Consider the following 11,972-nt stretch of genomic DNA (forward strand, 5'->3'; position numbering starts at 1 on the left):
CCCCTATCCCACCAGCTTGCCCGGCGCCTTGTCCTTGGCGAGCTTCTTGAATTTCTTCACCACCATGTCGCGCTTCAGCTTCGAGATGTGGTCGATGAACAGCACGCCGTTGAGATGGTCGATCTCGTGCTGCAGGCAGGTCGCCATCAGCCCCTCGGCCTCCATCTCCTGCAGCTTGCCGTCGCGGTCGAGATATTTCACCCGCACCGAAGCCGGGCGTTCGACCTCGGCATAATAGTCCGGGATCGACAGGCAGCCTTCCTCGTAGACCGAGCGCGCCTCAGCGGTTTCCAGGATCTCCGGGTTGATGAAGACGTGCGGCGCCGGCGTTTCGTCTTCCTTGGCGAGGTCGATCACCAGCATGCGCAGCGGCTCGCCGATTTGGATTGCCGCCAGCCCGATACCGGGCGCGTCATACATGGTCGCCAGCATGTCGTCGGCCAATTTGCGCAAAGGCGCGTCGATGCGCTCCACCGGCTTGGAAACCTGGCGCAGGATGGGATCGGGAAGGATGATGAGCGGCTTGATCGGCATGGCGTCCCACGTAAGACGTCCAGCGAAAAGCGTCAACCGGTGGACCTGAGCCTCGTTCACGTTTTGATCTGTGCCGGCCCCACGAATCGGCTATGCTGTCCACATGAATGATCTGAGTACCATCCTTTCCGAGCCTGTCGCACGGCTTGGCGCGTCGACAATCACGCTGGGCCACGCCTTGGCCTTCGGCGCCTTGTTGTTTCTCGGCCTGTTCGTGGCGCTGGTCATCGCGCTGTGGCGGTCGGCCAAGGCGCGCGCCGTCGCTGCGGCGGAAGCCGCCGACCATGCCCGCGACGCCGAGGCGCGGATGGCCGGCATCTTGCAAAGCCAGGCCGAGATGCAGGGCCGCATGGGCGCCATTGCCGAAGTGTTCGGCGCGCGCCAGGCGGAGCTGACGCAGTCGATCGGCCAGCGCCTCGACGCCATGACCGGCCGCATCGGCCAGACCATGACCGAGCAGACCAAATCCACGCATGAGAGCCTGGCGAAACTGCAGGAGCGGCTGGCGATCATCGACACCGCGCAAGGCAACATCCAGTCGCTCGCCGGCCAGGTCGTGCAGCTGCAGGCCATCCTCTCCAACAAGCAGACGCGCGGTGCCTTCGGCCAGTCGCGCATGGAGGCGATCGTCGCCGACGGCCTGCCGCATGGCGCCTATGAATTCCAAGCGACGCTGTCGAATGGCAGCCGGCCCGATTGCCTGGTGAAGATGCCGAACGGCGCGCCGTCACTTGCCATCGACGCCAAATTTCCGCTTGAAGCCTGGAACGCCATCCGCGCCGCCGACGGTGCGGACCTGCAGAAGGTCGCGTCGCAGGCTTTCCGCCGCGACATCGAGATCCATGTCCGCGACATCTCGGAAAAATACCTGATCCAAGGCGAGACGCAGGACACCGCCTTCATGTTCGTGCCGTCGGAATCGGTCTTCGCCGAGATCCACGAGAATTTCGAGGCGATCGTCCACAAGGCGCACCGCGCCCGCGTTGTCATCGTCTCGCCGTCGCTGCTGATGCTGTCGATCCAGGTCATTCAGGCCATCCTCAAGGACGCCCGCATGCGCGAACAGGCGCATCTGATCCAGGGCGAGGTCATCCGGCTGATGGAGGATGTCGCGCGCGTCGACGAGCGTGTGCGCAAGCTGCAGGTGCATTTCGGCCAGTCGGCCAAGGACATCGACGACATCCTCGTCTCGACGTCGAAGGTGACCAAGCGCGGCCAGAAGATCGAGGCGCTGGAGTTCGGCGCGCAGGCCGATGGCGATGCCGGCCCGGAGACGCCGTCACGGGTGCCGGCGGCGAAACTCGAACCCGGCCCGCGCGTTGCCGATTCAAAAACCGGGCAGCTCAGGCTGCGGGTCGTCGAAGGCGACGACTGAACGGCTAATCTAGGCCACCGCCACGATGACATGTGCCTGAATTTTGGCGGCGACTGAGCCGCTACCATGCCTGGCCGCAATCGCGGATGCGGCGTAGTCCGTTGCAGCGTCCAGTTTCCCGGGATCCCTGGCCTCGATTTCGGTGCGAAGCACCGTTCCCTGGCAATAGGCAACGGCCGGAATGCGCGGTGAGGGCGCACGGCTCTGTTCGGCTCTCGTCTCGATCGCCACATCGGAGAAGCCGGCCTCCTCGAGGTCTCGGCGGATCAGCGCCGTATCGTGGTAGCCATGCGGCGTGCGGGCCAGAAAGCGCGGCGGATCGTTCGGAAAAAGCCTGGCCAGCGCATTGGTCACATCATCGGCAAAGACATTCTCCTCGATGCGGTCCCATACGTTGAACAGGAAATGTCCGCCGGGCTTCAGCACCCGCCTGGCCTCGCGGTAGGCGGATGGACGGCTGGGAAAGAACATCGCGCCGAACTGACAACAAACCAGATCGAAGGCCGCGTCTTCAAACGGCAGCGCCATGGCATCGGCCTGGCGCCATTGGATGCGACTGTCGGGAGCCTGTAGCGAAGCGGCGTAGTCGAGCATCGGCTGGTTCAGGTCGGTCACGACATAGCTTGCGTCAGGGGACAGTTTCGGCGCCAAGGCACGGGTGACGACCCCGGTGCCTGCGGCGACTTCCAGCACGGCTTTGGGCGAGAAGGACGCTGCCCGCCGTGCAAGGTCCGCGGCGAACGGCTCGAAAATCAACGGCACCATATAGCGGTCGTAGTTTTCCGGGATCGAGCCGGCAAACAGCTTGTCCGTTTCCAACATCGCTATTATCCGCCCGTCTGAGGTGAGCGAAGCTAGCACAGAATTGCCTGTCTTGGGCGGCTTTCGGCCGGGAGGCAGGTGCTACTGCTCCTCCACGATGCTCATGCCTTCGAATTCGGGAAGCCAGTGCAGGGCCGACCGGTGCCATTTCTGTTGTGTCGGCACCAGATCCTCGCGTTGCCGCGCGGTGCCCGTCCTGATTCCATAGATCTTCGGGCCGCCGCCAACCGACGTCGCGTAAAGATGCGCCCCGCAGTCGCCGCAAAAGGCCTGGGCGCGCTTGGCGCCGCTCGATCCGGTCTTGATATAGATTTTTGGCGTGCCTCTGGTGATCCGGTAGTGATCCTCGGGCGCGGGAACGGTGACGCGAAAGGCCGTGCCGGTCAATTGCTGGCAATCCGTGCAATGGCAGATCGAGGTCTTTGCTGGGTCGACCTCCGCCTCGTAGGTGATGGCGCCGCAATGGCACCCGCCGTCGATCTTCATGGTCTATCCTCCGAAATCCGTCGCCTGATCTTAGCAAGGCAATGCGACGGGGCAACGGTGCAACGCTGGTCCAGGACTAGTTGGACGCGGCTTCGATCAGCTTGCGCCGCTGCTCCCAGGTGCCCGTGGTCTGCGGCTTGACGAACAGCCGCGTGATCTCCGGCATCTCCTTCTTCAGCCGTGCCTCGATGCGCTCGACACAGGCTTCGATCTCCGGCGCCGACAGATGGTCCTCGAATTCGATGCTGAGCCCTGCAACGATCTCTTGCGGTCCCATATGGACGGTCAGGACACCGTTCGCGCGCTGCACCGCCGGATCCTGCTGCGCGATCGCCAGCACCTTTTTCTGCACTTCGGGCGAAGCCGGCTCGCCGATGAGCAGCCCCTTGCTTTCGCGGGCGAGGAAGATCGCCGTGGCGCCGAGAATGAGCGCGATGCCGATCGAGGCGGCGCCGTCGAGCTCCGGCATCTCCAGCAGCTCCGCCGCCAATATGCCGGCAAAGGCGACGATCAGGCCGAGAAGCGCCGCGCTGTCCTCGAACAGCACCGTATAGACGCTCGGGTCCTTGCTCGACTGCACGGCCTGCAGCCAGCCTTGCTTGCCTTTCTCTCGGCGGAATTCCTTCAGCGCCACCAGCCAGGAGCTGCCCTCGAACAGGAAGGACAAGCCGAGAACGACATAGTTCACCTTGACGTTGGCGACAGGCTCCGGCGCCATGATGTGGACGATGCCCTCGTAGAACGACACGCCGGCGCCCAGGGCGAAGACCAGGAGGGCAACGATGAAGCTCCAGAAATAGAGTTCGCGGCCATGGCCGAGCGGATGCGTGCGGTCGGCCGGGCGCGCGGCACGGTGCATGCCGTAGAGCAGCAGGCCGCCATTGCCGGTATCGACCAGCGAATGCACGCCTTCCGACAGCATCGCCGAGCTGCCGGTGAAGAAGGCGGCGGCGAATTTAGTCAGTGCGATCGCCAGATTGCCGGCGAGCGCCGCATAGATGACCATCTTGGAGCCGCCGTGCCCGGCCATGCGGTCTGGTCCCCGTTCAACGTGCCCAGTCTAGCGGCCGGATGGCCGCAGCTCCACCATAACGCGCCAACGGCCGGGTCGTTCAAGACGCGATTTGTTTGGGATCGGCCGCGGAGACTGCGACTATTCGACGATCTCGTCGGTCCACACCTTGAAGCCGGCCAGGGTCCCCGGTCCGAAAATATGGGTCAGCGGCACATCCGCCGCGTCGCGGCCGGAAGCGATCAGGATGCGGCCGATGCGCGGGGCATTGTTGCGCGGGTCGAAGACATGCCAGCGGCCGCCGAGATAGACTTCCATCCAGGCGGCGAAATCCATGCTCGACCACGGCTTCGGCATGCCGATATCGCTGATGTAGCCGGTGCAGTAGCGCGTCGGGATGTTGAGCGCCCGGCAGAAGGTGACGGCAAGATGCGCGAAGTCGCGGCACACGCCGCTCTGTTCCCGATAGGCTTCCGCCGCGGTGCGCGTCGGCCGCGCATTGCCGTAGTTGAAGACGATGTGGTTGTGAACGAAATCGCACACCGCCTGCACGCGCGGGATGCCGAGCGGTGTGTGGCCGAACAGCCGCCACGCTTCGCTGGCCAAAAGGTCGCTCTCGCAAAACCGGCTGGGCAGCAGGAAAAGCAGGGTTTCGGCCGGCAGGTCGCGCACCTCGTGCTGCCAGGCCATCAGCTCGGCCATCTCGAATGTGCCGGGCGCGCGGATCACCGCATCCGTGCCGAAGGTGAACCGTCCGGGCGGCGCGACGAAGCGGTTGCACCAATTGCCGAAACTGTCGCGGTAGCTCTCGATCGGTACCGGCGGGCTGGAAGTTAGGAAATCCGGCCGCTCGAGGTCGGAGGCGCGCGAATAGTGGACATTGAGCATCGCGATGAGCGGCGTTTCCTGCGGGAAGTCGAAGCTCATCTCGCAGCCGATGTGGATCCGCATTTTCGTCCTGACCGGCCTGCCCGACGATCACCCGGCGAAAGCGCGGGTCGATGTTGCAGTGCGAAGAAGAGAATGGCACGGACGGCCATGGTTTACGAGCAAATTAGAAATTGGTTGAAAGCAGTCAGCCTGAGGCTTCCCGCCAGCGCTGCCCTCTTGCAGCAAAGCGTTTCTCTTGTTTCACTTCGCTCCCCGCAACAGGAGGAACGAATCATGGCTAAAGGCGCGATGAAGGCAGGCAAGGAAGCCCGCAAGCCGAAGAAGGATGCCAAGAAGCCGGCGCCCGCTCCCGTCCTGAAGGCGCCGCCGGTCAAGGCGATGCGCATCAAGGAAAAGTAGGCCTCGGCAGGTCAGGCGCGGCAAATCCCACCGGCGGCGTCAGACAATGCCGCCGGGTTGATCGGGTATTTGGATAACCTATATCGATAGTGCGGGGACGACCCCGCGCCTCCCCAACAATTCGGTCGGGACGACCCGCCATAATGATCGGCATCTGAGGATCGGATCCTGTCTCCGGCCCGATGCTGGATGGAGCGTTCCGATGTCTTGGACTTTTCTGTTTTTCGCCGGCCTCTTCGAAATCGGCTGGGCGATCGGCCTCAAATACACTGACGGATTTACCAGGCTTGTTCCGACCGTGCTCACGGTCGCCTCGATGATCGTCAGTCTTACCTTGCTGGGCCTGGCGCTGAAGGCGCTTCCCGTCGGCACCGCCTATGCGGTGTGGACCGGCATTGGCACGGTCGGCACGGCCCTGCTCGGCATCTGGCTGCTCGGCGAGCCCGCCACCGCGATCCGGCTTGCCTGCATCGCGCTGATCGTCTGCGGCATTATGGGGCTGAAATTCGCGGCCTGAGCGGAAGTCGCCCAAAAAAGCGCACCTTCCGCACAAACACCTTCAGGGCCGCTGCGAGGCGACCCTGATTCAATGTTCGAACTTGGCTGCGCCGAAGCTGCTAGCGGGCCGAGAAGCCCGGAGGAGCTCGGCCGGTCCGTGCCTTGCGCGCCGCATAGCGTGCGTCACGCTTGGCCTTGCGCTCGGCCTCGTCGGCGAGCAGGCGGGCAATGCGCTCGGTCTCTTCGGCTTCCCGAATTTTGGCCTCGGCTTGGGCTGCCTCTTCGGCGGCAATGCGTGCCGCTTCGGCTGCTGCCTCGCGCTCGGCCTTCTCTGCGGCTTCGCGTGCCAGCTTTTCCTGCTTCAGCCTGGCCTTCTCGGCTTCGCGGATCTCACGAGCCTGGAGGATTGCCTTGCGTTCGGCCTGTCGCGCCAGCACCGCAGGATCATCTGCCGCCGGCTTTGACTTGAAGCGCTCCAGAAGCGCCTTCTTTGCCTCGTTCGCGGCATTGCGCCGCTCGAAAATGTCTTTTTCCCTGTAGATAGCCAAGTCCACTTCCCTGAAGTCAATTCGCGAGGCTTACATACGCGCGAATGCCGAGAGTTCAAGCGCCAAATCGGTATGCCAGCCATGAAATTCCGCGATGTTGCAGCCGGGAGACGCCTTTTGCCGCCCAAACCGACATGCACTGTTCACCGATAGCCCCTCTGGCGGCGAGGCGAGCCGGTGGCTACTTCTAGCGGCAAAACCCAACACCAGGATGACATCACATGGAACTCGGTCTCTACACTTTCGCCGACGTCAGCCCGCAGCCCGGCCCGGGCGCCATCGGGCCGCATGAGCGCTTGCGCAACCTGATCGAGGAGGTCGAACTCGCCGACCAGGTCGGTCTCGACGTCTTCGGTCTCGGCGAACATCACCGACCCGACTACGCCGCCTCCGCGCCAGTCGTGGCGCTCGCCGCTGCCGCCGAGCGCTCGAAGCGCATCAAGCTGACCAGCGCGGTCACGGTATTGTCCTCCGACGATCCGGTGCGCGTCTTCCAGCAGTTCGCCACGCTCGATCTTCTCTCGGGCGGCCGTGCCGAGATCATGGCCGGGCGCGGTTCGTTCATCGAATCCTTCCCGCTGTTCGGCTACAATCTGGAAGACTATGACGAGCTCTTCGCCGAAAAGCTCGATCTGCTGCTCGCCATCCGCGATAGCGTCAAGGTCACCTGGTCCGGCAATCTGCGCGCGCCGATCAACGATCGCGGCGTCTATCCCCGGCCCTTCCAGGACAGGTTGCCGGTCTGGATCGCCATCGGCGGCACGCCGCAGTCCGCCGCCCGCGCGGGCGCGCTCGGCCTGCCGCTGGCGCTTGCCATCATCGGCGGCGAGCCGGCGCGCTTCGCGCCGCTGTTCGACCTCTACCGCGAGGCCGCCAGGCGCGCCGGCAGCGACCCGGCGGGTCTCGCCACCAGCATCAACGTGCATGGCTTCATTGCCGAGACGACCGAACAGGCGGCCGACGATTTCTACGGCCCGCAGGCCGAGGTGATGAACCGCATCGGCCGCGAGCGGGGCTGGGGCCCGACGTCGCGGGCGCATTTCGACCAGTCGCGTGGTCCGAACGGCGCCCTGTTCGTCGGCAGTCCAGAGCAGGTGGCCGAGAAGATCGTCGCCCAGCACAGGATCTTCAACAATGACCGCTTCCTGCTGCAGATGGCGATCGGCGCCATGCCGCATGCCAAGATCATGAAGGCGATTGAACTCTACGGCACCAAAGTGGCGCCGATCGTGCGCAAGGAAACGGCGAAGTCCACGCCTGCGGTGGAAGCGCCCGTCGCATGAGCCAACGGCAAAGCTCCGTACCCGCGGGCCTTGCCGGCTAAAGGAACCTTGAAGCGACGCGGGCGTTTCCATCAACGGACTGCACCAGTTGCGGTGCACCGCTGAGGGTCCATGATGAAAGCCGAACCCGCCGCTACGGGCGCAGGCGTTGCCGAAAGCCCGGATCCGCGCGTCGAGGCCCGCGCGGACACGCATTTGATGCGTTCGCTGCTGGTCGGCATATTCATATTCATGAGCGTCTATGCGCTCTATTTCGGCCGCGCTTTCTTCATGCCGGTCATGCTGGCTTTCCTGCTGGCGCTGACATTGACGCCGATCGTGCGGCTGCTGCGCAAGCGCGGTATTCCCGAAGCGGTTTCGGCGACGCTCCTGGTGCTTTTGTCGATCTGCGTCTTCGCCATCGCCGGCTATTTGCTCTCAGGTCCTGTCATCGATCTCCTCAACAACACCTCGTCGATCGGCCAGCAGCTCACCGAGCGGCTGGCGCAGTTGCGGCGTCCGCTTGAAAAGATCATGCAGGTCTCGCATCAGGTCGAGCAGATGACCGAGACCTCGCAGGAGCCTGGCGTCCAGAAGGTGGCGGTCGCCCAGTCCGGCATCCTGTCGTCGGCCGCCGGCAACATCCTGGCGGCGGGAACAAGCCTGACCATCATCTTCGTGCTGTCGCTGTTCCTGCTCGCCTCGGGCACGATGTTCTACGAGAAGATCATCCAGTCCTTCGCCAGCCTAAGCGAGAAGAAGCGGGCGCTGCGCGTCGTCTATGACGTCGAGCGCGAAATCTCGCACTATCTGCTCACCGTCACCATCATCAATGTCGGCCTCGGTTTGGTCATCGGCCTAGGCCTGTGGGCGCTCGGCATGCCGAACCCTCTGGTCTGGGGTGTCGCCGCGGCATTGTTCAACTTCCTGCCCTATGTCGGCGCGCTGCTGACCATCGTGCTGGTCGCGGTGATGGCGCTGATCAGCTTCGACACCATCTCCTACGCGCTTCTGGCGCCGGCCTTCGTGCTTTTGTGCGACGTGGTCGAAGGCCAGTTCGTGACACCGATGGTGGTCGGCAGGCGTCTCGAGATCAACGCGGTGGCGATCTTCATCGCCATTGCCTTCTGGTCGTGGCTCTGGGGTTTCGTCGGCGCGCTGATGGCGGTGCCGCTGCTGGTCGTCATCAAGGTGTTCTGCGACCATTTCGAGGGGCTTGGCCATGTCGGCAATTTCCTCGCCGCGCAGCAAACCGCCGTGGTCGAGGACGAACCCGTCGAGGAGAACGGCAAGGCCACGGCATAGAAGGCGGGCGCTGTTTGCGGCGGCCGGATCGAATGCCTATATCCGGCCGATCAACGCCCGGTGCCTTCCTTATGAGCGATGCTCCTCCCTTCGACCTCGACGCCTATCTCGCGCGCATCGGTTACGCCGGTCCGCGCGACGCGTCGCTGGATACGCTGAAGACGCTGCATTTCGCGCATCCGCAGGCGATCCCCTTCGAGAACATCGACCCGTTTCTTGGCCACCCGGTTCGGCTCGATCTTGCCGCGCTGCACGACAAGATCGTCCTTGGTGGGCGCGGTGGCTATTGCTTCGAGCACAACCTGCTCTTCATGCATGCGCTGCGGGCGCTCGGCTTCGAGGTCGTCGGCCTGGCCGCGCGCGTGCTCTGGGGCCAGAGCGAGGACGCCATCACCGCGCGCAGCCACATGCTTTTGCGCGTCGAGCTCGATGGCCGGACCTGTATCGCCGATGTCGGCTTCGGCGGCCTGACCCTGACCGCGCCATTGCAGCTGGAACCGGGCCGCGAACAGAAAACCCCGCATGAGCCGTTCCGCATCGTCGAGGCCAGCGATCATTTCCGCCTGCAGGCCGCCATCGGCGGCGACTGGCGCTCGCTCTACCGCTTCGATCTGCAGCCGCAATACGAGGTCGATTACTCCGTCACCAATTACTTCCTGTCGACCAGCCCGACATCGCATTTCCTCTCCTCCGTCATAGCGGCCCGCGCCGCGCCGGACCGGCGTTACGCGCTGCGCGGAAACCGCCTGTCGATCCATCACCTTGGTGGCCGCACCGAGCAGACAGAGATAGCCACCGCCGCCGAACTCGCCGACACGCTGCAAGGCCTGCTCGGCATCATCATTCCGGACCGCACGGCTTTCGAGGCCAAAGTGCGTGAGACGAAGATCGTGGAGACCACCGCATGACCGAACTGTCCGTTCTCGACCTGTCGCCGATCATCCAAGGCAGCGATGCCTCGCAGTCGCTGGCCAACTCGCTCGATCTCGCCCGCCATGCCGAGCGGCTGGGCTACAAGCGCTACTGGCTGGCCGAGCACCACAACATGCCGGGCATTGCGAGCGCCGCCACATCCGTGGTCATCGCCCATGTTGCCGGCGGCACCAAAACCATCCGCGTCGGCGCCGGCGGCATCATGCTGCCCAACCATGCGCCGCTGGTCATCGCCGAGCAGTTCGGCACGCTAGCCGCCCTGTTTCCGGGCCGCATCGATCTCGGCCTCGGCCGGGCACCAGGCACCGACATGAACACCGCGCGCGCCTTGCGCCGCAACCTCGAGGCCGGCGCCGACAGTTTCCCGCAGGATGTCGTCGAACTGATGGGCTATTTCCTGCCCGCGGAGGAAGGCCAGCGCTTGCGCGCCGTGCCCGGCGAGGGCCAGACCGTGCCGATCTGGATTCTCGGCTCCAGCCTCTACGGTGCGCAGCTCGCCGCCATGCTTGGCCTTCCCTACGCCTTCGCCTCGCATTTCGCGCCGGCCGAGCTCGATCATGCGCTGGACATCTACCGCTCGCGCTTCCAGCCGTCGGAACAGCTCGACAGACCGCATGTGATGCTCGGCCTCAACGTCTTTGCCGCGCCCACCGATGCCGAGGCACGGCTGCTGTTCACGTCGCTGCAGCAGGCCTTCGTCAATCTGCGCACCGGCCGTCCCGGACGCTTGCCGCCGCCGGTCGAGAATTATGACCGCGATCTCGACCCGATGGCCAAGACCATGCTCGGCCAGGCGCTGTCCTGTGCCGTCGTCGGCTCTCCCGAAACCGTCCGCCAGGGCATCGACGCCTTCGTGCGCCGCACCGGCGCCGACGAGCTGATGGTGACCGCGCAGATCTTTGATCATGCCGCGCGGGTGCGGTCATTCGAGATCTTGGCTGACGCGCACAAATCGCTGTCGCAGGCGGCCTGACTTTTATCGGCCAGATGCTTTTGCCGGCAGCGACGCTCTAACTCTTTGTTTTGACGCAATTCCAGACGGAAAACCGCTTACACTTTTCCTGGAATTGCTCTAAGTGCGGCGCATCCTTCCGCAGAGCGAGCCTTACCGTGACCCATGAACTCGACGCCCGCACGCAGTTTGCCATCGATCTGGCGCGGCGGGCCGGCGAACGCGGACTCGAATATTTCCGCGATCTGGAAAGCCTGACCATCGAGAGCAAGGGTCATCAGGACCTGGTCTCGCAAGCCGACCGCGAGGTCGAGCTGTTCATCCGCGCGGCGATCGCCAAGGACTATCCGCAGGACGGCATCGTCGGCGAGGAACACGCCTCGGTTTCCGGCTCGAGCGGCTATGCCTGGGTCATCGATCCCATCGACGGCACCGCCAATTTCGTGCGCGGCATTCCGGCCTGGTGCGTGGTGATCGCTTGCGCAAAGGACGGGGAGACGGTCGTCGGCGTCATCCACGAACCGTCGACCGGCGAGACGTTTCACGGCAGGCTCGGTGGCGGCGCCTTCATCAACGGCAGGCCGATCAAGGCAAGTGCCGCGGCCAGCCTGGAAGAAGGCTCGGTGGGGACCGGATTCTCGAACCGGGCCGAGGCCGAGAACATCGCCGTGCTGATCAAGAAGCTCCTCGCCGAAGGCGGTGTCTTCTTCCGCAATGCGTCCGGCGCCCTGATGCTGGCCTATGTGGCCTCGGGCCGGCTGCTTGGCTATGTCGAGGAACACATGAACGCCTGGGACTGCCTGGCCGGCATGCTGCTGATCGAAGAGGCCGGCGGCACCGTCCTGAAGGCGGATCCCAAGACGGTGCTGCAGAGCGGCACGCAGGTCATCACCGGCGGCAAGGGCGTCTTTTCGAAGCTGCAGGACCTGTGCAGGGAAGCGTTCCCGCTCTGATC

The 11,972-nt window shown here is 64.3% G+C and carries 14 protein-coding genes; 8 read left to right on the plus strand and 6 right to left on the minus strand.

Annotation, left to right across the window (positions count from 1 at the left end; translation table 11 throughout):
- Nucleotides 1–3 precede the first annotated feature (3 nt).
- Nucleotides 4–534, minus strand: coding sequence for a peptide deformylase (gene def / locus ACVILI_RS05570; protein WP_038651225.1), 531 nt, complete (start codon nucleotides 532–534; stop codon nucleotides 4–6).
- A gap of 103 nt (nucleotides 535–637) precedes the next feature.
- On the opposite strand from def, the gene ACVILI_RS05575 reads away from it, so the two are divergent.
- The gene (locus ACVILI_RS05575; protein ID WP_027047609.1) at nucleotides 638–1,909 is read left to right on the plus strand and encodes a DNA recombination protein RmuC; all 1,272 of its coding nucleotides are present in this window, start codon (nucleotides 638–640) and stop codon (nucleotides 1,907–1,909) included.
- A 9-nt stretch (nucleotides 1,910–1,918) separates the two neighbouring features.
- Here ACVILI_RS05575 and ACVILI_RS05580 read toward each other — a convergent pair whose 3' ends face one another.
- The 4 genes from ACVILI_RS05580 to ACVILI_RS05595 form a co-directional block, all read right to left on the minus strand.
- Nucleotides 1,919–2,731 carry a class I SAM-dependent methyltransferase gene (locus ACVILI_RS05580; protein WP_038651228.1) on the minus strand — a complete coding sequence of 271 codons (813 nt, stop codon included), beginning with the start codon at nucleotides 2,729–2,731 and terminating at the stop codon, nucleotides 1,919–1,921.
- 81 nt (nucleotides 2,732–2,812) lie between these two features.
- Nucleotides 2,813–3,217: a GFA family protein gene (locus ACVILI_RS05585; protein WP_038651231.1), complete on the minus strand. Its 405-nt coding sequence runs from the start codon at nucleotides 3,215–3,217 to the stop codon at nucleotides 2,813–2,815.
- A gap of 76 nt (nucleotides 3,218–3,293) precedes the next feature.
- Entirely contained in the window at nucleotides 3,294–4,247 is a 954-nt protein-coding gene (locus ACVILI_RS05590; RefSeq protein WP_019862475.1) for a cation diffusion facilitator family transporter, read from the minus strand.
- Nucleotides 4,248–4,370: 123 nt separating this feature from the next.
- Nucleotides 4,371–5,180, minus strand: a complete 810-nt coding sequence (locus ACVILI_RS05595; RefSeq protein ID WP_019862476.1) for a transglutaminase-like domain-containing protein — start codon at nucleotides 5,178–5,180, stop codon at nucleotides 4,371–4,373.
- Between the two features lie 72 nt (nucleotides 5,181–5,252).
- On the opposite strand from ACVILI_RS05595, the gene ACVILI_RS05600 reads away from it, so the two are divergent.
- Both ACVILI_RS05600 and sugE read left to right on the plus strand, forming a co-directional pair.
- Entirely contained in the window at nucleotides 5,253–5,519 is a 267-nt protein-coding gene (locus ACVILI_RS05600; protein WP_167470445.1) for a hypothetical protein, read from the plus strand.
- 202 nt (nucleotides 5,520–5,721) lie between these two features.
- Nucleotides 5,722–6,036, plus strand: coding sequence for a quaternary ammonium compound efflux SMR transporter SugE (gene sugE / locus ACVILI_RS05605; protein WP_010912766.1), 315 nt, complete (start codon nucleotides 5,722–5,724; stop codon nucleotides 6,034–6,036).
- A 100-nt stretch (nucleotides 6,037–6,136) separates the two neighbouring features.
- Here the strand turns inward: sugE and ACVILI_RS05610 are convergent, their stop codons facing one another.
- On the minus strand, nucleotides 6,137–6,565 hold the full coding sequence (locus ACVILI_RS05610; protein WP_027047610.1) for a DUF6481 family protein: 429 nt from the start codon (nucleotides 6,563–6,565) through the stop codon (nucleotides 6,137–6,139).
- Between the two features lie 221 nt (nucleotides 6,566–6,786).
- Here ACVILI_RS05610 and ACVILI_RS05615 point away from each other — a divergent pair, with 221 nt between their 5' ends.
- The 5 genes from ACVILI_RS05615 to ACVILI_RS05635 all read left to right on the plus strand — a co-directional run bounded on the left by ACVILI_RS05615 (nucleotide 6,787) and on the right by ACVILI_RS05635 (nucleotide 11,970).
- Nucleotides 6,787–7,848: an LLM class flavin-dependent oxidoreductase gene (locus ACVILI_RS05615; RefSeq protein ID WP_064985264.1), complete on the plus strand. Its 1,062-nt coding sequence runs from the start codon at nucleotides 6,787–6,789 to the stop codon at nucleotides 7,846–7,848.
- A 114-nt stretch (nucleotides 7,849–7,962) separates the two neighbouring features.
- Nucleotides 7,963–9,132, plus strand: a complete 1,170-nt coding sequence (locus ACVILI_RS05620; protein ID WP_032921437.1) for an AI-2E family transporter — start codon at nucleotides 7,963–7,965, stop codon at nucleotides 9,130–9,132.
- A gap of 71 nt (nucleotides 9,133–9,203) precedes the next feature.
- Nucleotides 9,204–10,040 (plus strand): arylamine N-acetyltransferase family protein, encoded by an 837-nt coding sequence (locus tag ACVILI_RS05625; protein ID WP_038651237.1) that lies wholly within the window; start codon nucleotides 9,204–9,206, stop codon nucleotides 10,038–10,040.
- A complete protein-coding gene (locus tag ACVILI_RS05630; protein ID WP_019862482.1) occupies nucleotides 10,037–11,038 on the plus strand; it encodes an LLM class flavin-dependent oxidoreductase in 1,002 nt (333 codons plus the stop codon). The genes ACVILI_RS05625 and ACVILI_RS05630 overlap by 4 nt, the downstream gene beginning before the upstream one ends.
- Before the next feature lie 137 nt (nucleotides 11,039–11,175).
- Nucleotides 11,176–11,970 carry an inositol monophosphatase family protein gene (locus ACVILI_RS05635; protein ID WP_038651240.1) on the plus strand — a complete coding sequence of 265 codons (795 nt, stop codon included), beginning with the start codon at nucleotides 11,176–11,178 and terminating at the stop codon, nucleotides 11,968–11,970.
- Nucleotides 11,971–11,972 lie beyond the last annotated feature (2 nt).

The sequence above is a fragment of the Mesorhizobium sp. USDA 4775 genome, assembly GCF_054062655.1.